The 19258-nt window shown below is 72.4% G+C and carries 20 protein-coding genes; 3 read left to right on the top strand and 17 right to left on the bottom strand.

The annotated features are described in order from the left end of the window. Nucleotides 1–59: 59 nt before the first annotated feature. From B2P18_RS13155 to B2P18_RS13145, 3 genes are all read right to left on the bottom strand, one after another. Entirely contained in the window at nucleotides 60–1187 is a 1128-nt protein-coding gene (locus B2P18_RS13155; RefSeq protein ID WP_286960856.1) for a D-alanine--D-alanine ligase family protein, read from the bottom strand. A gap of 108 nt (nucleotides 1188–1295) precedes the next feature. After that, on the bottom strand, nucleotides 1296–2828 hold the full coding sequence (locus B2P18_RS13150; protein WP_286960851.1) for a Mur ligase family protein: 1533 nt from the start codon (nucleotides 2826–2828) through the stop codon (nucleotides 1296–1298). Continuing rightward, nucleotides 2825–3652 (bottom strand): alpha/beta fold hydrolase, encoded by an 828-nt coding sequence (locus B2P18_RS13145; protein WP_286960843.1) that lies wholly within the window; start codon nucleotides 3650–3652, stop codon nucleotides 2825–2827. Before B2P18_RS13145 ends, B2P18_RS13150 begins: the two co-directional genes overlap by 4 nt. A gap of 104 nt (nucleotides 3653–3756) precedes the next feature. Between B2P18_RS13145 and B2P18_RS13140 the strand changes: the two genes are divergently transcribed. Then, nucleotides 3757–5361, top strand: coding sequence for a GGDEF domain-containing protein (locus B2P18_RS13140; RefSeq protein WP_286960839.1), 1605 nt, complete (start codon nucleotides 3757–3759; stop codon nucleotides 5359–5361). Here B2P18_RS13140 and B2P18_RS13135 read toward each other — a convergent pair. The 8 genes from B2P18_RS13135 to B2P18_RS13100 all read right to left on the bottom strand — a co-directional run bounded on the left by B2P18_RS13135 (nucleotide 5334) and on the right by B2P18_RS13100 (nucleotide 12929). Further along, nucleotides 5334–6569, bottom strand: coding sequence for an acyl-CoA dehydrogenase family protein (locus tag B2P18_RS13135; protein ID WP_286960833.1), 1236 nt, complete (start codon nucleotides 6567–6569; stop codon nucleotides 5334–5336). The two genes, B2P18_RS13140 and B2P18_RS13135, sit on opposite strands and share 28 nt — an antisense overlap. Further along, nucleotides 6569–7639 carry a phosphotransferase family protein gene (locus B2P18_RS13130; protein ID WP_286960811.1) on the bottom strand — a complete coding sequence of 357 codons (1071 nt, stop codon included), beginning with the start codon at nucleotides 7637–7639 and terminating at the stop codon, nucleotides 6569–6571. The genes B2P18_RS13135 and B2P18_RS13130 overlap by 1 nt, the downstream gene beginning before the upstream one ends. Further along, on the bottom strand, nucleotides 7639–8094 hold the full coding sequence (locus B2P18_RS13125; protein WP_029212310.1) for a MaoC family dehydratase: 456 nt from the start codon (nucleotides 8092–8094) through the stop codon (nucleotides 7639–7641). The genes B2P18_RS13130 and B2P18_RS13125 overlap by 1 nt, the downstream gene beginning before the upstream one ends. 97 nt (nucleotides 8095–8191) lie before the next feature. Beyond that, nucleotides 8192–8968: a 3-oxoacyl-ACP reductase FabG gene (fabG, locus tag B2P18_RS13120; RefSeq protein WP_286960802.1), complete on the bottom strand. Its 777-nt coding sequence runs from the start codon at nucleotides 8966–8968 to the stop codon at nucleotides 8192–8194. An 85-nt stretch (nucleotides 8969–9053) separates the two neighbouring features. Further along, the gene (locus tag B2P18_RS13115; protein ID WP_286960794.1) at nucleotides 9054–10037 is read right to left on the bottom strand and encodes an NADPH:quinone oxidoreductase family protein; all 984 of its coding nucleotides are present in this window, start codon (nucleotides 10035–10037) and stop codon (nucleotides 9054–9056) included. Then, nucleotides 10034–10831, bottom strand: a complete 798-nt coding sequence (locus B2P18_RS13110; protein ID WP_286960792.1) for an SDR family NAD(P)-dependent oxidoreductase — start codon at nucleotides 10829–10831, stop codon at nucleotides 10034–10036. Before B2P18_RS13110 ends, B2P18_RS13115 begins: the two co-directional genes overlap by 4 nt. A gap of 5 nt (nucleotides 10832–10836) precedes the next feature. After that, a complete protein-coding gene (locus tag B2P18_RS13105) occupies nucleotides 10837–11601 on the bottom strand; it encodes an SDR family oxidoreductase (protein ID WP_029212306.1) in 765 nt (254 codons plus the stop codon). A gap of 182 nt (nucleotides 11602–11783) precedes the next feature. Then, nucleotides 11784–12929, bottom strand: a complete 1146-nt coding sequence (locus tag B2P18_RS13100; protein WP_154592008.1) for an acyl-CoA dehydrogenase family protein — start codon at nucleotides 12927–12929, stop codon at nucleotides 11784–11786. Between the two features lie 122 nt (nucleotides 12930–13051). On the opposite strand from B2P18_RS13100, the gene B2P18_RS13095 reads away from it, so the two are divergent. Continuing rightward, complete coding sequence (locus B2P18_RS13095) at nucleotides 13052–13642, top strand: TetR/AcrR family transcriptional regulator (RefSeq protein WP_286960771.1); 591 nt, start codon at nucleotides 13052–13054, stop codon at nucleotides 13640–13642. A gap of 116 nt (nucleotides 13643–13758) precedes the next feature. Here B2P18_RS13095 and B2P18_RS13090 read toward each other — a convergent pair whose 3' ends face one another. From B2P18_RS13090 to B2P18_RS13075, 4 genes are all read right to left on the bottom strand, one after another. After that, nucleotides 13759–14178, bottom strand: coding sequence for a type II toxin-antitoxin system VapC family toxin (locus tag B2P18_RS13090; RefSeq protein WP_286960769.1), 420 nt, complete (start codon nucleotides 14176–14178; stop codon nucleotides 13759–13761). After that, on the bottom strand, nucleotides 14175–14411 hold the full coding sequence (locus tag B2P18_RS13085) for a type II toxin-antitoxin system Phd/YefM family antitoxin (protein WP_286959812.1): 237 nt from the start codon (nucleotides 14409–14411) through the stop codon (nucleotides 14175–14177). The genes B2P18_RS13090 and B2P18_RS13085 overlap by 4 nt, the downstream gene beginning before the upstream one ends. 133 nt (nucleotides 14412–14544) lie before the next feature. Next, complete coding sequence (locus B2P18_RS13080; protein WP_286960760.1) at nucleotides 14545–15825, bottom strand: AI-2E family transporter; 1281 nt, start codon at nucleotides 15823–15825, stop codon at nucleotides 14545–14547. A 228-nt stretch (nucleotides 15826–16053) separates the two neighbouring features. After that, nucleotides 16054–16626, bottom strand: a complete 573-nt coding sequence (locus tag B2P18_RS13075) for a sugar O-acetyltransferase (RefSeq protein ID WP_239261816.1) — start codon at nucleotides 16624–16626, stop codon at nucleotides 16054–16056. Nucleotides 16627–16654: 28 nt separating this feature from the next. Here B2P18_RS13075 and B2P18_RS13070 point away from each other — a divergent pair, with 28 nt between their 5' ends. Continuing rightward, entirely contained in the window at nucleotides 16655–17974 is a 1320-nt protein-coding gene (locus B2P18_RS13070) for an MFS transporter (RefSeq protein ID WP_286960752.1), read from the top strand. Nucleotides 17975–18027: 53 nt separating this feature from the next. On the opposite strand, the gene B2P18_RS13065 is transcribed toward B2P18_RS13070, so the two are convergent. Both B2P18_RS13065 and B2P18_RS13060 read right to left on the bottom strand, forming a co-directional pair. Further along, nucleotides 18028–18336: a hypothetical protein gene (locus B2P18_RS13065; protein ID WP_019286702.1), complete on the bottom strand. Its 309-nt coding sequence runs from the start codon at nucleotides 18334–18336 to the stop codon at nucleotides 18028–18030. A 14-nt stretch (nucleotides 18337–18350) separates the two neighbouring features. Further along, a complete protein-coding gene (locus tag B2P18_RS13060; protein WP_029212298.1) occupies nucleotides 18351–19214 on the bottom strand; it encodes an aminodeoxychorismate lyase in 864 nt (287 codons plus the stop codon). Nucleotides 19215–19258 lie beyond the last annotated feature (44 nt).

Raw genomic sequence — 19258 nt, 5'->3', positions numbered from 1 at the left:
ACACGGCCGTATGACGAAGGGCCCGCCCCAGATCGCTGGGACGGGCCCTTCGGCCAGGCTCAGCGCTGGGGGCCGAGCCCCGTCAGCTTGCCCGAGATGCCGCCGGCCGCGCGCAGGGCCGCGCCCTCCTCGAAGGAGGCGGTCGGCATACGACGGTTGGCGGTCTTGGCCTCCTCGACCATGGCGAGCAGGAGCCTGCCTGGGTCCTCGTCGGGCCACAAGTAGAGCGCCATCGCGCCGGGGATCGAGTTGACCTCGTTGACGTAGATGTCGGTGCCGTCGGTGAGGAAGTCGAGGCGGTTGATGCCGGTCAGGCCGGTGAGCTGCTGGACCTGGCGGGCGAGCTCGCGGGCCTGCGCCTCGAGCGCCGGGTCGATCTGCGCGGGTAGCTCACGCGGCGCGGAGGTCATGCCGTCGGCCCCGCCGCCCATGTACTTGCCGGCGTAGTCGTAGATCGCGCCGCCCTCCTTGCGCAGGGGCTTCTCGATCAGCGAGGTCTTGAGCTGCGGGGCGGTGGTGAAGGAGATGTTGAGGTCCCACAGGTCCTCGCGGTAGGGCTCGACGACCGCGCCGGCGCGCATGTGCAGGCTGGACTTGAGCAGGGCGAGGGCCGTGTCGTAGTCCTCGACGACCTCGATGCCGATCGACGAGCCACCGAAGCGCGGCTTGACGATGTAGGGCCCCTCGAAGCTGGGCCGGAAGTCCGGGGAGACGATCTCGCGGCGCAGCGCCGGGACGCCCGCGTCGGCCATCAGTGCGCCGAAGGCCAGCTTGTCCATGCCGAGCGCCGCGGCGGCCGGGGACGAGCCGGTCGCCGGGACGCCCAGCAGCTCGAAGAGCGCCTGCGTCCCGCCCGACTCACCGGCGCCGCCGTGCAGGGCGAGCAGCACCGAGCCGAGGTCGAGGGTCTTGGTGCCACGGAAGCCGGCCTTCATCTGGAAGCCGTCGTCGGCGCCGGCGCCGATCTTGAGCTCGACCCTCTGCGCCTTGGCCGGGGCGCCGTCGAGGTAGTCCCGCGCCTCGGTCTGCGCCGGCACCGCGTGCCAGCGGCCACCGCGGTCCCAGTAGAGGCACTGGACCTGGGCGCCGGCGCGCTGCAGGACGCGCTCGCACTGCAGCCCGGTGAGGATGGAGATGTCGTGCTCGGCAGACGGCCCGCCGAAGACGACGGTCACGGTCTGGGACATGGTCGTGAGACCTTTCTGCAGACGGCAGGGTGGCTACAGGCGATCGTATGCCGCTCGCCCGCCGCGCGGCGGGGGTGAGCGTCTCGCGGCGCGCCGCCCTCACCGCCGTCAGGGGTAGTTGTCGGGGAGGTCGTTCTCGAAGAGCACCACGTCGCCCGCGCGCGTCTCGGGCATGATCGCGGCGGCCGCCTCCTCGCGCGAGGCGTAGGTGCGGACCTCGCCCGGCTGGCCGGAGGCACCGGCGAGCAGGGCCCGCTTGTTGGTGAGCTGCGTGATGGCGAGCACCTGGTTGGGGGCGGCCGTCGCGTCGGCGCCGAACGCCCGGTTGCGCTCGGCCTGCTGGTCGCCCAGCTCGACCATGCCCGGGGTGATGGTGTAGATGCGCCCGCCCTCGCCCACGGCCGCCCGGGCCGAGCGCAGCGCGGAGGCGGCGCCGTCGGGGTTGGAGTTGTAGGTGTCGTCGATGACGGCCACGCCGCGGTCGTCGCGCTGCAGCTCGGCGCGGTGCGCGGCGCCGGGCAGGTCGACCATCAGCGGCGCAAGGGTGGCGGGGTCGACGTCGAGCGCGCGGGCGATGCCCACGGCGACGGCCAGGTTGATCGGGTGACCGGCGGCGGGCGCGTCGACCGTCGTGACCTGCGCACCGTCGACGGTGACCTCCCAGCGACCCTCGTCGACCGGAGCCACGACCACGTCGGCCCGCGCACCGGGCGTCGTCGAGCAGCGCACGACCCGCTTGACACCGTCGAGGCGGTCCGCAAGCTCAGCCAGCTCGGGCACGTCGACGTTGAGGACCGAGATCGCGGCGTCCTCGGTGATCTCGGACTTGGCGCGCACGATGGTCTCGCGGTTCTTCATCCGCTCGAGGTGGGCCTCGCCGATCGTCGTGATGGCGGCGATCGTCGGGGGAAAGACGCGGCACAGCTCGCGGATCTCGCCGGGGCCGTAGGTGCCCATCTCGGCGACGAAGACCTCGGTGCCGGGCACGAGCCGGTCGTTGACGGTGCGCGACAGGCCCATGAGGTTGTTGAACGACGCGGGTGAGGCCACGGCGGCGTGCGAGCGCGACAGCAGCTGGTTGACGTAGAGCTTGGTCGACGTCTTGCCGTAGGACCCGGTGATCGCGACGACGGTCGGGCGCAGCCGGCGCAGCTTGTCCTGGGCCTCGACAACCCACCGCTGGGCCAGCTTCTTCTCCACCGGGCGCATGATCGCCATCGCCAGATCGATCGTCGGCACCGCGAGCAGGGCGACCACGGCGGCGGCATACGGCCCACCGAGCAGACCGGCCGCGGCGGCGAGGACCACCTGCAGACCGACGGTCGCGCCGGTGAGGCGCTTCATCCGGTCGGTCCAGCCGAACCTGGCGGAGCGGCCGCGCACCGGCAGGCCGAGCGGCCAGGCGGCGATCGCGGCGAGCCCGAGCAGGGTGACCGGCTCGGCCCACAGGCCGGCGGCGATGCAGAGCGCGGCGGCCGCGAGGAGCAGCTGGTTCTCGGGCTTGACCCTGCTCCACAGCCCGGCCATGGCCAGGCCCCGGCCCGGCTCGTAGTGCTCGCGCTGCGCGACCCGCAGCCAGCGCGAGTCCTCGGCGGCGAGGGCGGCCGCGACGGCGGCCCAGGTGATGGCGTCGAGGATCACGCGTCGGTCTCCTTGCTGGTCGGGGCGTCTGCGGTCGTGTCCGTGGGGAGCTCGGCGGGAGCGTCGGCGAGCAGCCGGTCCAGCGCGGCGCGCAGCTGTGCGGTCAGGGCCGCGTCGATCAGGTGGGAGGACCCGGGGACCACCTCGAGCCGGGCCGTCGGCCCGGCGATCTCGGCGGCCCGGCGAGCCATGGGGACGGTGGCGGCCGTGTCGCCCTCGCCCCACACCATCTCGACCGGTATGCCGGCCGCGCGCACCGCCTCGAGCTCGCGCGTGTAGTCCTCGTTGACCGCCTCGACCAGGACGGTCCGCATCACGCCCTGCGCGGCGTTGTAGTCTGCGGAGCCGTACTTGCGGCGGTACTTGTCGACGACGGACTCCGGGACGATCCCGCGCTGGTGCAGGGCCTTGGCGATGCGCAGGTCGAGCGGGCCGCCCTTGCGCGACGGGGTGGCGCTCGGTGCGGGGCGCAGCAGCGGGACACCGGTGAGCACGAGACCGCGGACGGCCTCGGGCCGCAGCCGGGCGAGGTGCATCGCGACGCGTCCGCCGAACGAGTGCCCCATCAGCACGAGCGGCGAGGCGGGGTCCAGGAGAGGCAGCAGGCTCTCGGCATACTGCTCCGTCGACCAGCCGTCCTCGGGTGGAGGGGTCGCGCCGAAGCCGGCGAGGTCCACGGCCACCGCGTCGTAGCCGTCGCCACCACCGAGGACCGTGGCCCAGTCGTGGCGGTTGCGGGCCCAGCCGTGCATCGCGAGGACGCGGGGGCTGCCGGAGCCGTGCTTCTCGGCCATCACCTGGCCGTCGAGGAGGGTAGTCAGCACCGCGACAGTCTATGGCGCGGGCCCGCCACCGCCCGGCAGGCGCGACCTGCGGTCCGCCCTGACGGCGGTGGTTACCGTGCGGTACGCCGCCCTACGATGGCGGCATGACCTCGGACGACGAGTCGGTCCTCGAACGGGCCTGGGACCTGCGCTACGAGGACCCCGAGCAGTTCGCCCGGGCCGTGCGCGGGCTGCCCCGCTCCCCCGTCGCCACCCTCCTGCGGGGCCGGCTCGCCCAGGTGCACCTGGCCTGGGACGAGGCCCTGCGGCTGGCGATCGAGGCCGAGCGTGACCTGTCGGACGGGACCCTCTGGCACGCGCGGGCCATGGAGGTCATCGGCAACATCCTCGTCGTGCTGCAGCAGGACGACGCCGCCGTGACCTACCTGGCCGCCGCGTCCGACGACTACGACCGCGTCGGCGACCAGGTGGGGCGCGCCTCGTCCCTGCAGAACCGAGCGATCCTCGGCTTCCGCACCGACCAGGAGGCCCTGCAGATGCTGCTGGAGGCCCTGGAGCTGGCGGAGACGGCCGGCGACGACGGGCTGACCGGCACCATCCTGCTCAACATCGCGGAGGCCGGCGAGCGCCTCGGCATGCCGGAGCCCGCCCGCCAGGCGCACCTCGAGCGGGCGCTGCGGGTGCTGCGCGGCTCGTGGCACGACGGCTACGTCAAGGCACGGTGCTTCCAGGCCGACGCGCTGCTGGCGCGCGGCGACGTCGAGGGCGCCGCCAGCATGCTCCTGGACGTGCCCGACCCCAGCACCATCCTCACGCTGGAGGCCCGCTGCGCGGTCGCCTGCGCCCTCGCCGAGCTGGCCCTGCGGCAGGGGGACCCGGAGCGCGGCATCAGCCTGATGCGGGAGTGCCTCGGGGAGCAGCTGCCGGCGTTCGACGAGCAGCTGGTGCGCCGCACCCTGTCCCGGTGCCTCGAGGCGACGGGCGACCTGCGCGGCGCCCTCGACGAGGCTCGGCTGTCGGCCGAGCTGCAGGCCCGCCAGCTCGGCGAGGCCTCGACGACCAAGGCCCGGGCCCTCGACGTCTGGCACCGCACCGCCCAGCTGCGCCGGGACCGGCAGCGCCAGGCCGCCCGCGCGGACCGGCTCGAGCAGGCACTGGCGGAGCTCCGCGAGGCCCACGACCGCATCCGCGAGCTGAGCATCCGCGACACCCTCACCGGCCTGCACAACCGCCAGCACCTGCTGGAGATGGCCTCGCTGGCCCTGTCCGGCGCCGGGCCGGACAACCAGGCCCAGGTCGCCCTCCTCGACGTCGACGGCTTCAAGCAGGTCAACGACACCCACGGTCACCCCGCGGGGGACGCGGTGCTGCGGGCGTTCGCCCAGCTGCTGCGCGCGCACCTGCCCGCGGGCGATCTCGTGGCTCGCTACGGCGGCGAGGAGTTCGTCGTCGTGCGCCCGCCCATCACGACCATCGCCCCCGCGCGGGACCGCCAGGACGCGCTCGGCCTGGCCCGCGACCTCGACGGCTTCCGCCAGGTCGCGGCCATCACGCAGTGGCGCGACCACGTCGGCCACCCCCTGCCCACCGTGACGGCGAGCATCGGCGTCGCCCCCGTCACCTGCGGCTCCCTCGAGGCGGCCCTCACCCTCGCCGACCAGACCATGTATGCCGCCAAGCGCGCCGGCGGGGACCGCGTCTGGACGGCAGACGGCTGCCCTCAGCCGGCGGTGTCACCCCGCCGCTGACCCGCGTGACGGCGCAGCTCCGCCTTGGCCAGGGCGTTCTTGTGCACCTCGTCCGGCCCGTCGGCCCAGCGCAGGGTCCGGATCCCCGCGAACATCCGGGCGAGCGGGGTGTCGGAGCTGATGCCGCCACCGCCGTGCACCTGCATCGCCTTGTCGAGGATCCACTCCACGGTGCGGGGGGTGGCGATCTTGATGGCCTGGATCTCGGTGTGGGCGCCCTTGTTGCCGACGGTGTCCATGAGCCAGGCGGTCTTGAGGGTGAGCAGGCGCAGCTGCTCGATCCGCACCCGGGACTCGGCGATCCAGTCGCGGATCACGCCCTGCTCGGCCAACGGCCGACCGAAGGCCACGCGCTCCGACGCCCGCTCGCACATGAGCTCCACCGCCCGCTCCGCGAGGCCGATCGAGCGCATGCAGTGGTGGATGCGGCCCGGTCCGAGGCGGGCCTGGGCGATCGCGAAGCCCATGCCCTCGCTCCCGATCACGTTGCTCGCCGGCACGCGCACCCCGTCAAAGACCAGCTCGCCGTGCCCGCCGTGGTCGTGGTCGTCGTAGCCGAAGACGGTGAGCCCGCGCTGCACGGTCAGGCCGGGGGCGTCGCGCGGCACCAGCACCATCGACTGCTGGCGGTGCCGCTCGGCGCCCGGGTCGGTCTTGCCCATGACGATGAAGATCTGGCAGTCGGGATTCATCGCCCCGGTCGTCCACCACTTGCGGCCGTCGATGACGATCTCGTCGCCCTCGCGGCGCATCGTCATCTCGATGTTGGTGGCGTCCGAGGAGGCGACGGCGGGCTCGGTCATCGCGAAGCCCGACCGGATCTCGCCCGCGAGCAGCGGCCTCAACCACCGCTCCTGCTGCTCCGGCGAGCCGAACTGCGCCAGCACCTCCATGTTGCCGGTGTCGGGGGCCGCGCAGTTCATGGCCGGCGGCGCCAGCTCGATCGCGTGACCGCTGAGCTCGGCGAGGTGGGCGTACTGAAGGTTGGTCAGGCCGGCGCCGTGCTCACCGGGGAGGAAAAGGTTCCACAGGCCGCGCGACCGCGCCTCCGCCTGCAGCCGCTGGAGCGTCGGGGAGGCGGTCCAGTGCCAGCCCAGCTCGCCGCACTCGCGGGCGAAGTCGGCCTCGGCGGGGTGGATCTCCTCGTCGAGGAAGGCCCGCGTCCGGTCGATCCAGTCCTGCGTCGTGGCGTCGATCGTGAAGTCCATCAGCTCTCCTCCTTGAGGGCGCGCAGCCCGCCCGCGACGAGCGGCTCGACGTAGCCGCCGATCTCGGCGAAGCCCGCGCCCACGGTCTGTCCCTGGGTGTGGCGGTAGTAGATGCCCTCGAGGATCACGGCGAGCTTGTAGTAGGCCAGCCCGACGTAGAACCCGAGGTCGCTCACGTCGCGGCCGCTGCGCTCGGCGTAGCGGGCGAGCAGCTCACGCAGCGGCAGGTAGCCCGGCGCCTCGGAGACGTCGGTGATCAGGTCGCCGCCCGCGCCGAGCCGCGCCAGCTGCTGGTAGACGACGAGCAGCCCCACGTCGGTGAGCGGGTCGCCGAGGGTGGCCATCTCCCAGTCGAGGACGGCCCGCACCTCGTCGCGGCCGACCTCGCCACCGACGAGGCCGACAAGCAGGTTGTCGAGGCGGAAGTCGCCGTGCACGATCGCCGGCGGCTGGTCGGCGGGCACGCCACGCGTCAGCGCGGCATACAGCTCGTCGGCCCCGGCCAGGTCGCGGGAGCGCGACCCCTCCAGCTGGGTGCCCCACCGCTTGACCTGCCGGGCGAGGAATCCCTCTGGGCGCCCGAAGTCCTCGAGCCCCACGGCCCGCGGGTCGACGGCGTGCAGGTCGACGAGCGTGTCGACCATGCGCTCGCTGATCGCGCGGGTCCGCTCCGGACCCAGCGCGACCAGCTCGGAGGCCTGCCGGTATGGCGTCCCGGCGACGTGCTCCATGACGTAGAAGGGGGCCCCGATCACCGTCTCGTCCTCGCAGCACGCGTGGGTCACCGGCACCGGCACGTCGGTGTCCCGCAGGGCCGTGATGACCCGGTGCTCCCGGGCCATGTCGTGCGCCGTCGCGAGGACGTGCCCGAGCGGAGGCCGCCGCACGACCACGGTGGTGCCGGAGGCGTCGGTCACGGCATACGTCAGGTTGGACTTGCCACCCGCCAGCACCCGGGCCGACAGCTCACCCTCGAGCAGGCCCGGGGTCTCGCGGTCGAGGTAGCCGCGCAGGGCGCCCAGGTCCAGGCCGGGCACCTCGGCCCGGGCGGCCGCCGCTGCGTCGTCCATCAGGGCACCAGGAGGTAGACGACCTCGGCCACGCACGCGGGCTTGTCGGCGCCCTCGATCTCGACCGTCATCGCGAGGACCATCTGCAGGCCCGCCTTGGTCTGCGACGTCTCCTGCAGCTGGATGCCGACCCGGACGCGAGACCCCACCCGCACCGGGGTGAGGAAGCGAATCTTGTTGGCGCCGTAGTTCATCCCCATCGTGATGCCCTGCACCTCGTAGACCTCGGGCAGCAGCCCGGGGATCAGCGAGAGGGTCAGGTAGCCGTGCGCGATCGAGCCACCGAACGGCGTCTCCCGCGCGGCGCGCTCCGGATCCACGTGGATCCACTGGTGGTCGCCGGTAGCCTCGGCGAACTGGTCCACCTGGGCCTGCGTGACCTCGTGCCAGTCGCTGTGGCCGAGGTGCTCGCCCGTCGCGGCGACGACCTCGTCGATCCCGTTGAACGTCCTCATGTCAGTCCTCTCCCGTTGCTCGTTCCTCGTTGGTCAGACCCGTCGAGTGGTCAGTTCCCGTCGAGTGGTCAGTTCCCGATCAGGCTGCGCCTGTCGGTCAGTCCTTCGGCCCGCCGGCCACGTAGATCACCTGGCCGCTCACGAACCCCGACTCCTCGGCGCACAGCCAGGACGCCGTGGCGGCGATGTCCTCGGGCTGGCCCGCACGGCCCACCGGGATCTGCTTCGCGGCACCCTCGAGGAACTCCTCGAAGGTGATGCCCATGCGCGCGGCCGTCGCCTTGGTCATGTCGGTGGCGATGAAGCCGGGGGCGATGGCGTTGGCGGTCACGCCGAACTTGCCGAGCTCGAGGGCCAGGGTCTTGGTGAAGCCCTGCATGCCCGCCTTGGCCGCGGCGTAGTTTGCCTGGCCGCGGTTGCCGAGCGCTGAGGTGGAGGACAGGTTGACGATGCGGCCGTACTTCGCCTCGGTCATGTAGCGCTGCGCCGCGCGCGTCATCAGGAACGAGCCGCGCAGGTGCACGCCCATGACGGAGTCCCAGTCGTCGACGCTCATCTTGAAGAGCATGTTGTCGCGGATGATGCCCGCGTTGTTGACCAGCACGGTCGGGGCGCCGAGCTCGGCGGCGACGCGCTCCACGGCGGCGGTGACGGCGGCCTCGTCGGACACGTCGACGCCCACGGCGAGCGCGCGGCCACCGGCGCCGGTGATCTCGTCGACCACGCCCTGGCAGGCGGCCTCGTCGAGGTCGAGGACGGCGACGGCCATGCCGTCGGAGGCGAGCCGGCGGGCGACCGCGGCACCGATGCCGCGGGCGGCACCGGTCACGATGGCGGTGCGCTGGGTGCTGGTCTGGTCGGGCTGAGCGGTCATGGGGACTCCTCGTCGAGTGGTCGTATGTCGGGCCGTGCGGGTGCGGCGCTCGCGGGGCCGGGGGCCACCGTGCTCACCGCCAGTCTCAGGGGGTCAGGACGACCCGTCCAGTGGTGTCGCCCGCGCCAAGGCGGGACAGGGCGTCGGGCAGGTCTTCCAGGGGGACGCGCTCGCTGACCAGCGGGGCGATGGCCCCGGCGGCGAGCAGGCGGGCGAGCTCCTGGTGGCAGGCGAGCAGCGAGCGGGGGTCCTTGGTGGCATAGAGCCCCCAGTGCAGCCCGAGGATCGCGTAGTTCTTGACCAGCGCGTGGTTGAGCGTCGGCGCGGGGATGTCGCCGGAGGCGAACCCGACCACGACGATGCGGCCCTCGAAGGCGATGCACTTGGTGGACTGCTGGTAGGCCGCGCCGCCCACAGGGTCGTAGACGACGTCCGCGCCGTGCCCCTCGGTGATCTCCTTGACGCGCGCGGCGACGTCCTCGTCGCGGCGGTCGATGACGGCGTCGCAGCCGAGCCGGCGGGCGACCTCGACCTTGTCCGGCCCACCGACGACGCCGATGACCCGGGCGCCCGCGGCCTTGCCGAGCTGCACGGCGGCGCTGCCGACCCCGCCCGCGGCGGCGTGGACGAGCAGCCACTCCCCCTCCTGCAGGTGGGCGCGACGGTGCAGGCCGAACCACCCGGTCTGGTAGGCGATGGTCAGCGCCGCGGCCGCCTCGTCCGAGATGCCGTCGGGCACGGGCATGGTCGCGGTCGCGTCGAGCAAGGCCTCCTCGGCGAACCCGCCGTGCGGGACGGCGGCCATGCCGGCGACGCGCTGCCCCGGCCGGACGTGCTGCACGCCCGCGCCGACCGCGATGACGTCGCCGCAGACCTCGACGCCGGGCACGAACGGGAGCGGCGGCTTGACCTGGTAGAGGCCCTTGATCATGAGCACGTCGGGGAAGTTCGCGGCGGTCGCTCGCACGCGCACGTGCACCTGCCCGGGGCCGGGCTCGGGTGAGGGACGTTCGCTCAGCTCGAGCACCTCGGTGGGCTCGCCCAGGGTGGCGACGGTCCAGGCCTTCATGCGTTCTCCTCGGTGGATCGGGGCGGGGCGTCATACCGGCGCTGCAGGCGCTGCATCCCGCGCACCCACGCGTCGGTGTCGGTGGCCCGGGCGACGGCATACTCCCGGACCTGGGGGTGGGGCAGGACCTGGTGCCGGCCCTGCTCGATCGCCTCGAGGAGCGCAGCGGCGACCTCGGCGGGGGTCAGCAGACCGTCCGCGGCGAGCAGCCCCTGCACCTCGCCCGCGTTGCGATAGATGGCGGTGTCCACGCCCTGGGGGCACAGGCAGTGCACGTCGATCCCGCGGTGGCCGTAGGTCGCCGCCAGCCACTCGGCGAAGGCCACCGCCCCGTGCTTGGTGACGGAGTAGGGCGCCGCGCCGATCATCGTGAGCAGCCCCGCCGCCGAGGCGGTGACGACGAACCGGCCGCCCCGGCCCTCCAGCCAGGCCGGCACGAGCAGCCGGGCGGCACGCACGTGCGCCATGACGTTGACCTCGTGGGCGCGCTGCCAGGTCTCGTCGGGCGTCTCCAGACCGCGGCCGCCCTGGATGCCGGCGTTGCCGACCCAGACGTCGATGCGGCCGAGGTGGGCGGTCGAGAGCTCGATCAGCGCCGCGATGCCGTCGTTGGTCGAGACGTCGGCGGGCACGGCATACGCGCCGAGCTCCGTCGCGGTCGCCAGCAGCCGCTCGGCGTCGAGGTCGTTGACGACCACGCGTGCCCCGGCTGCGAGGCAGGCCTCGGCGATGGCGCGGCCGATGCCCCCGGCCGCTCCGGTCACCACGACTCCCTTGTCGCGCAACGCCTCCATCGCGGTCAGCCGCCGATCGCCGAGCCGTCGATGAGCGTGGCGCCGCCGTCGAGGACCATCGTGTGCCCGGTCGTCCACGCGGCGTCGTCGGACAGCAGGTAGGCCACGGCCCCCGCGACGTCCTCGGGCTCGCCGAGCCGCTTGAGGGCGTAGCCGCGCGACGCCTTCTCCTCGCGCCCCTCGTAGAGCGCGACGGCGAACCTGGTCTTGACCACGGCGGGCGCGACCGCGTTGACCCTGATGGCGGGCCCGAGCTCGACGGCGAGCTCCTCGGTCAGGTGCAGCAGCGCGGCCTTGCTCGCGCCGTAGAACGCGATCCCCGGCGCCGCCCGCAGGCCCGCGACCGAGCCGACGTTGACGACGGAGCCGCCGTGCTCGCGCATCCGCACGGCATAGGCCTTCTGCACCCAGGAGAGCGCCGCCACGACGTTGGTGTCGAGGATCTTGCGCGCGACGTCGAGGTCGATCTCCATCAGCGGCCCGTAGGCCGGGTTGATCCCCGTGTTGTTGACCAGCAGGTCCAGGCCCCCGAACCGCTCGACGGCCGTCCGGATCGCCTCGTCCTGGTGGGCGGGGTCACCGGCGTTGCCCGCGACCGCGATGCAGTGCTCCTCACCGCCCATGGTCTCCACCGCGGCGGCGAGCGCCTCGGGCTTGCGGGCCGTGATCACGACCTTGGCGCCCTCGGCGACGAGCCGCCGCGCGATGGCCAGCCCGATCCCCCGGGACGCCCCCGTGACGATCCCGACCTTGCCGTCGAACCTGTTCACTACCTGACTCCTTCGTCGTCTGCTGCGTAGTAGAGAGGGTGGGTGCTGAGGGTGGAGCCGGGGTGCGGGTGGGCGGACAGGCGGGTCTGGCGGGAGCCGCGAGGGACGAGCGGCGAGTGGAAGGCCGCCCGCCCGCACCCCGGCGACGCCAGGACGTCATACAGGCTGGTGCAGAGCCAGGCTCAGAGGCCCAGGTCCCGCCCGATGAGCTCCTTCATGATCTCGTTGCTCCCCGCCCAGATCTTGTGGACGCGGGCGTCGCGCCAGGCGCGGGCGACGCGATACTCGTTCATGTAGCCGTAGCCTCCGTGGAGCTGGACGCACTCGTCGAGGACGGCGCACTGCACCTCGCTCGCCCACCACTTGGCCTTGGCCGCGTCCACGGCGGTGAGGGTGCCCTCGGAGTGCGCGATCACGCACTGGTCGATGAAGGCCTGGGTGACCTCGCACTTGGTGACCATCTCGGCGATCTTGAACTTGTTGTGCTGGAAGGTGCCGATGGGCTGGCCGAAGGCCTTGCGGTCCTTGGTGTACTGGATCGTCTCAGCGAGGATCTGGCGGGCGTTGGCGAGGTTGCCGACGGCGGCACCGAGGCGCTCCTGCGGCAGGTGCTTCATCATCTCGATGAAGCCCATCCCCTCGGGCCCGAGGAGGTGGTCGTTGCTGACGCGGACGTTCTCGAAGAACAGCTCGGAGGTGTCGGACTCCTCCTGGCCGACCTTGTCGAGCTTGTTGCCCTTGGTGAAGCCCTCCATGCCGGCCTCGAGGACGAACAACGAGATGCCCTTGGCACCCTTGGTGGGGTCGGTGCGGACGGCGACGACGGCGAGGTCGCACTGGTGGCCGTTGGTGATGAAGGTCTTGGAGCCGTTGATGACCCAGTCGTCGCCGTCGCGGACGGCGGTGGACTTCAGCGCTGCCAGGTCGGAGCCGCCGGAGGGCTCGGTCATCCCGATGGCCATGATCTTCTTGCCGGCGGCGACGTCGGGCAGCCACCGCTGCTTCTGCTCCTCGGTGCCGAGGTGCACGAGATAGGGGGCGGTGATGTCGGCGTGGATGCCGAAGCACGAGCCAGCGGCGTTGGTGAACCTGCCGATCTCCTCGGCGAACACGGCGTTGAAGCGGTAGTCGTCGATGCCGGCGCCGCCATACTCCTCCGGGATGCTGAGGCCGAAGAAGCCCTGGGCCCCGGCCTCCTCCCAGATGTCTCGGGCGATGACGTGGTCCCGGATCATCTCCTCCGCCCGGGGCGCGAGGGTCCGGTCCACGAACTCCTTGACGGACTGTCGGAAGGCCTCGTGGTCCTCGTCGTAGATGGTGCGCTGCATCGCGTCTCCTCGGCTGGCGGATCGTGTGGGACGGGCTGACTAAGCGCTTGCTTAGTTGGTGGTCTCGTCAGAGAATCGCTCATGACCCGCACCCGGGTCAAGAGGTGAGAGGTGTGATCCCTATGCCGACCGGCCCGACCCGCGACGCGCGTCACCGCATCAAGGCCGCCGCGCTGCAGTCCTTCGCCGACAAGGGCTTCCACGCGACCACGACCCGCGACATCGCCGCGGCCGCCGGCATGAGCCCGGCCGCCGTCTACGTCCACCACGCCAGCAAGGAGTCGCTGCTCCACGCCCTCTCGCTGGAGGGCCACGCCGAGGTGCTGCGGCTGGCCCGCGAGGCGGTGGCCTCCGCCGACTCCCCCACCGAGCAGCTCCGGGCGCTGGCGCACGCCTGGGTCCTCACCCACGCCGAGCGCCACACGGTCTCGCGGATCGTGAACTACGAGCTCGACGCGCTCACGCCCGAGCACCTCGCCGAGGTCGGGGACCTGCGCCGCCAGATCACCGACGTCTTCCGGTCCGTGGTGGAGGCCGGGGTCGCGTCCGGGGAGTTCGAGACGGACCAGCCTCGTATGACGGTGACCGCCCTCATCTCGCTGGGCGTGGACGTGGCGCGCTGGTGGACCGCCGACGCGTCATGGACGCCGCAGGCGGTGGCCGACCACTTCACGACGCTCGCGCTCCGCCTCGTCCGCCCCGGCCACGCCTAGCCTGACCACGCCTGGCCTGACCACGCCTGGCCCCGGCCCTCCACCGGGTCGACCCTCGGAGCGCATCCCCCTGGCCCGTGAGTGGGCGCACATGGCGCTGGCGCTGACTCGCTGGTTCAGGTGGCCGCACTCCACGGGTCGAGGACCTCCACGCCGGTGGGGGCGAAGTCGCTCACGTTGCGGGTGACGACCACCAGCCCGTGCACGAGCGCGGTGGCCGCGATCAACGCATCCCGCTCGGGCCGAGGATCTGGGACGTGCAGAGCCGCCGCACGCCGGGCGACCGCCAGGTCCGCGGGAAGCAGGCGGTCGGCATACTGCACGAGGACCCGCTCCTCGAGCCATGACCGCAGGACTGCCCCCTGACGCTCGTCGCGTCGTTCGACCAGGATGATGCCGGCCTCGATCTCGCGGATGGTGACCACGCTCAGGTATGCGTCGCGCCTGGCCAGCTGGGCGGCCCAGCTCACGACGCCGGCGTCAGCAGAAGGCTTGCGGAGCTCGCTGACGACGTTCGTGTCGAGCAGGAAGCTCACAGCGCTGGGACCTCGCCCAGGGTCCGGCTGATCACCGGCTCGAAGTCCACCTCGACGTCCATGCGCAGCGAGTCGAGGACGCTACCGGCCCCGGACAACCGCTCGTACTCGTCGATGCTGAGGACGACAAGGGTCGGGTTGCCCCGGTCGGTCACGAAGACCGGACCCTCCTTGGCCATCGCCTTGACCTTGGACGGCGAATGGTTGAACGTCCGCGCGTTCACGATAGTCATGAAACCACCTCCACGAGGAGGGTACTACGTATCTACAAAGTGGCGCGTGGTCCATCGGCTCGGACAGATCGACCGGCCTGCGGATCATCAGCCTGCTGAACGAGGCCCGGCTGATGCCTCTGCCGGGGGCGGGTCAGGCGACGGCGTCGTCGTCCTCGTTCTCCGGATCGACCGTGTCCTTGACCATCCCCGACTCGGCGGTCGCCGGGTTCGCCGCGATGAAGGCATTGGCCCAGCGCGCCTGCGGGTCCGAGTCGATCAGCACGGCCTTGATCAGCAGCGTCATCGGGAGGGCCAGGATCGCGCCCATCGGCCCGAGCACGGACGCCCAGAACAGCAGCGACAGGAAGGACAGCGTGGGGGTCACGCCGACGGCGTCGCCGGCGAACTTCGGCTGGATGATCGACTGCACGACGAAGTTGAGCCCGCAATAGGCCACGACCACCCACAGCGCCGTCATGGGGCCCTTGGCCAGCAGCGCCATCAGCGCCGGCGGGATCAGGCCGATGACGAAGCCGATGTTGGGGATGTAGTTGGTGAGGAAGCTCAGCACGGCCCACACCGCGGCCAGCGGGACGCCGAGCACGAGCAGCGCGGCCCAGTCGAGCGCCGCCACGATCAGGCCGAAGACCGTCGACACGATCCAGTAGCGACGCACGCCGCCGCCGAACGCGTCGAGCGCCTCGACGATGCGGGGGTGGTGCCGGCGCCCGAGGTCCATGCGCTTGCCCCAGCCCGTCGCGTCCATCATCAGGAAGAACAGGACGGTGAGGATGACGGCCAGCAGGCCGGTGAAGCTCTGCAGACCGGTCAGCACGGTCGTGACATAGCCCATGATGCTCTGCGGGTTGATGCCCTTGAGCTGGTCGAGCAGCGTGGACTCGCTGAGGCCGAACCTGCTCAGCTGGTCCAGCGACTGGGCGTAGAGCTGCTCGAACTTGCTGTTGTACTGCGGGATCTCGGCCACGAGCGAGGCGATCGACCAGCCCAGCGCGGAGAAGAACGCGATGATGACCGCGAACACGACCAGCCCCGCCAGGATCGAGCCGATCCACTCGGGCACGCCCTTGCGCGTCAGCCACCCCTTGAGCGGGTAGGCCGCGATCATCAGGTTGATCGCGAAGAAGACCGGCGCGATGAGGTCCTTGTTGGCCGTCATCCCCTGGATGCCGATCCAGGCGGCGGCAAGGCCGAGGAGGATCACCAGCATCCGGGGTATGCCGCCGGGGCGGGTCCACTCCTGCGCGCGCTGGTCGGCGATCTGGGCGCCGCGCCGCAGGCTTGCCTCGTGCGCGTCGTCCCGGGCCTGGCGCTTGGTGACCTTGCTGGCTCCGGCGCCGTCACCCGCGTCGGTGGTGGCGGGGTCGGCCGTCGTCCCGGGCGTCCCGGGGTCGTCCGTCGGTGGTGCGTCCATCGTCGTGCCGTGGCCTCTCGTCGGGTGCGTGCAGGGATCCATGACCAGACGCCTGCAGTTCGTCGCCTAGCGTGCACCATCGAGGCCGCATGACGGCGGCGCGCCGCCGAACGGATGCCACACCGTCACCCGGCGCGTGCTCCGCCATTCGTCTCGCCCCGAAGTGACCCGTCGGGGCATCTTGGGTGCGCAACCGCGATCTTTGAACGTTCCACGTGACCCGTCGGGTCAGAGCTCGCGGACGACGCGGGCCGGGTTGCCCACGACGACGACGCCGAGGGGCACGTCCTTGGTGACCACCGCGCCCGCGCCGACGATCGAGTCGCGACCCACCGTGACCCCGGCGAGGACGATCGCGCCGCCCCCGATCCAGACGTTGTCCTCGATCGTGATGGGGCGCGCGCCCTCCCAGCCCTCGCGGCGGGGACCCGGCTCGACGGGGTGGGTCGGCGTCAGGAGCTGGACGTTGGGTCCCATCTGCACCTGGGCGCCGATCCGGATCTCCGCGACGTCCAGGGCCATCAGTCCGTAGTTGGCGAACGTCCCCTCGCCGACGTGCAGGTTGTCCCCGTAGTCGACGTAGACGGGGGCGCGCAGGTGGGCGGTCTCGGCATACGACCCGAGGAGCTCCTCGAGCAGGCGGCGGCGCTCGTCGGCGTCCTCGCACGCGTTGGCGCGCCGCATGGTGGCCTGGGCCCGCTCCATGGCGGCGCCGAGCTCCTCGTCCACGCGATAGGGGTCGCCGGCGTCGCGGCGCTCGCGCATCGAGCGGCTGTCGGTGGTGTCGGGGATGTCCGTCATGCCTTCGACCGTAGGCGAGACTGGACCCGTGAGCACGCGAGGGTGGATCGTCTGGGTCGTCGGGGTCATCGCCTACACCGCGGCCGTGCTGCAGCGAACCTCCTTGGGCGTCGCGGGGATCGACGCGGCCGACCGCTTCCACGCGCCCGCGGGCATCGTGGCGTCGTTCGTCGTGCTGCAGCTGCTGGTCTATGCCGGGCTGCAGGTGCCGGTGGGGATCGCGCTGGACCGGTTCGGGACGCGGCGGATGGTCACGATCGGCGCGGCCCTCATGGCGGTCGGCCAGATCCTGATGGCCACGGCCGACGACGTCCCGACCGGTATGGCGGCCCGCGTCCTCGTCGGCGCCGGCGACGCGATGACCTTCGGCAGCGTCATACGGCTCGTCCCGGCGTGGTTCCCCCCGGGTCAGGTGCCGTTGTTCACCCAGCTCACGGGCCTGCTCGGCCAGGCCGGGCAGGTGCTCGCGGCCATCCCCCTGTCGGCTCTGCTGCACGGGCCCGGGTGGACCGTGGCGTTCGGCACGGCGGCCGCCATCGCCGCCGCGTCCTGCCTGCTGGCGGCGACCCTGCTGCGCGACGCCCCACCCGGCGCCGCCACCGCCGCGCCCGTGGAGCGACCGCCGATCCTGGGCCAGGTCAGCGCCGTGCTGCGGCATCCCGGCACGCGGCTCGGGCTGTGGACGCACTGGGTGACGGGGTTCGCGCCGATGGTCTTCGCGATGATGTGGGGCGTCCCCTATCTCGTGCAGGGCGAGGGTCTCTCGCCGCAGACCGCCTCCGCGCTGCTCACGCTCTTCGTCGTGCTGGGCCTCGGCATCGGCCCCGTCCTCGGGCTGCTGACCCAGCGCCATCCGCTGCGCCGCTCCAACCTCGCGCTGATGGTCACCGCCTGCAACGTCGTGCCGTGGGTCGCCGTGCTGCTGTGGCCCGGTCGCGCCCCGATGTGGCTGCTCGTGGTGCTCGTCGTCGGCCTGGCGACGGGCGGTCCGGGGTCGTCGATCGGGTTCGACTTCGCGCGGACCTTCAACCCCTCGCACCGCCTCGGGGCCGCGACGGGCGTCGTGATCATGGGCGCCTTCACCGGCGCGCTGCTGGCCATCCTCGGGATCGGTCTGGTGCTCGACGCGACGTCGTCGGGCGGGCGCTACACGCTCGAGGGCTTTCGCCTGGCGATGGCGGTGCAGCTGCCGGTCTTTGCGATCGGGCTGGTGGGTCTCTATCGCTCGCGCGCCCTGGCCCGGCGGCGGTGGCGCGAGGAGGAGGGCGTGGAGATCCCCACCTGGAGCGAGGCGCTGTCGCGGGAGTTCGGGCCCTGGCTGGAGCGGCGGCGCGGCGGCCGGGGCTAGAGGCCGGACCTCGGCGGGACGGGCTAGGCGCGGGGGCCGGGCGCGCTGACGGCTCAGCGGATCAGGGCCCAGCGTCCCCCGACGCGGCGCAGCGCCCGGCCGTTGCGGCAGCGCGCGACCTGCGCGACGGCGTGCACCATCCGGGCGCGCACGACGCGCGCCTCGTGGTCCTCCTCGTCGCGGCTGCTCGCGTCGATCGTGAACCTCACCGTGATCTGCGGCATCCCGCCGACGACGTCGAGCTGGTCCGCCTCGACCACGTGCGTCTCGCGCACCGTCGCGACCGCGGTCTGCAGCACCTCGGGAGGCGCGTGACCCGGGAGCACGTCCAGGACGTCCAGGGTGATCCGGTATGACGGCACGCCCGCCGCCTGCCTCAGAAACCGTTGAGGGCGCGGACGATCCGCGTCGCCTCGTCGTCCGTGCGCAGGGCCCGACCGTCGAGCGCCGTCACCGGCGCCACGCTGCGCACCGACGAGACGAGCCACACCGCGTCGGCCTCCGCGAGCTCTGCCGGGGTCACGAGGCGACGCTCCGCACGCCAGCCGTGCTGCTCGGCACCGCCCAGGATCTTGCGGGCGCTGATCGAGTCGAGGATCCCGGTCGCGCCGGTCGGCGTCGTCGCGACCACGCCGTCGCGCAGCCAGACGACGGCCGAGGTCGGCGCCTCGAGGACGTAGCCGTCGCTCGACGTGAACACCGGGTCGTCGGCCCCGCGTGCGGAGGCCTCGCGCTTGGCGGCGACGTGGACGGCATACGACAGGAGCTTGACCCCGCCGAGGAGCCACGGCGCGCCCTCGAAGCCGTCGCTCGCATAGCCGCGCGGGAGGGTCACGACGCTGATGCCCGCGCGCTGGGCCTGCATGCGCTCGTCGACGGCGGTGAGGGTCAGGAAGGCGAGCGGGGTGCCGTCGCCGTGCTCGTCGCCGCGGGTCAGGACCATCTTGAGGGCCGCCTCGTCCGCGCCCTGCCAGACCTGCAGGGCGTCGCCGACCAGCTCGATCCACGCGTCGTCGTCGGCGAGGGGGATGCCGAGCGCGTCGGCCGACCGCCGCAGCCGCTCGAGGTGCTCGTCGAGGTCGTGGACCAGCCAGCCCTCGCCGTCCCAGCGCACGAGCGTGGCGTCGAAGCAGCCGTCGCCCCTGGTGAGTCCGAGGTCGTCGCCGCTGGCGAGCCCCGTGCCGCGGTCGACGACCCCGCGACCCATGACCGCCACGACCTGCTGCACGCGCTCCGCCATCCCCAGAACCTACCTCGGGCAGGCACATTTAGGTTGGGTGGTGC

It is taken from the genome of Arsenicicoccus sp. UBA2120, assembly GCF_002330965.1.
GTDB classification, from domain to species: Bacteria; Actinomycetota; Actinomycetes; order Actinomycetales; family Dermatophilaceae; genus Arsenicicoccus; species Arsenicicoccus bolidensis.
The sequence above is the reverse complement of the archived record's forward strand: the minus strand, read 5'-3'. Positions and strand labels throughout refer to the sequence as shown.

Bases quoted from the DNA above. Each gene is read 5' to 3' on its own strand.
- B2P18_RS13130 (WP_286960811.1), bottom strand. From the start codon at position 7,639: ATGGACGACGCAGCGGCGGCCGCCCGGGCCGAGGTGCCCGGCCTGGAC.
- B2P18_RS13155 (WP_286960856.1), bottom strand. From the start codon at position 1,187: ATGTCCCAGACCGTGACCGTCGTCTTCGGCGGGCCGTCTGCCGAGCAC.
- B2P18_RS13135 (WP_286960833.1), bottom strand. From the start codon at position 6,569: ATGGACTTCACGATCGACGCCACGACGCAGGACTGGATCGACCGGACG.
- B2P18_RS13125 (WP_029212310.1), bottom strand. From the start codon at position 8,094: ATGAGGACGTTCAACGGGATCGACGAGGTCGTCGCCGCGACGGGCGAG.
- B2P18_RS13060 (WP_029212298.1), bottom strand. From the start codon at position 19,214: ATGGCGGAGCGCGTGCAGCAGGTCGTGGCGGTCATGGGTCGCGGGGTC.
- B2P18_RS13100 (WP_154592008.1), bottom strand. From the start codon at position 12,929: ATGCAGCGCACCATCTACGACGAGGACCACGAGGCCTTCCGACAGTCC.
- B2P18_RS13140 (WP_286960839.1), top strand. From the start codon at position 3,757: ATGACCTCGGACGACGAGTCGGTCCTCGAACGGGCCTGGGACCTGCGC.
- B2P18_RS13080 (WP_286960760.1), bottom strand. From the start codon at position 15,825: ATGGACGCACCACCGACGGACGACCCCGGGACGCCCGGGACGACGGCC.
- B2P18_RS13110 (WP_286960792.1), bottom strand. From the start codon at position 10,831: ATGGAGGCGTTGCGCGACAAGGGAGTCGTGGTGACCGGAGCGGCCGGG.
- B2P18_RS13075 (WP_239261816.1), bottom strand. From the start codon at position 16,626: ATGACGGACATCCCCGACACCACCGACAGCCGCTCGATGCGCGAGCGC.
- B2P18_RS13095 (WP_286960771.1), top strand. From the start codon at position 13,052: ATGCCGACCGGCCCGACCCGCGACGCGCGTCACCGCATCAAGGCCGCC.
- B2P18_RS13085 (WP_286959812.1), bottom strand. From the start codon at position 14,411: ATGACTATCGTGAACGCGCGGACGTTCAACCATTCGCCGTCCAAGGTC.
- B2P18_RS13115 (WP_286960794.1), bottom strand. From the start codon at position 10,037: ATGAAGGCCTGGACCGTCGCCACCCTGGGCGAGCCCACCGAGGTGCTC.
- fabG (WP_286960802.1), bottom strand. From the start codon at position 8,968: ATGACCGCTCAGCCCGACCAGACCAGCACCCAGCGCACCGCCATCGTG.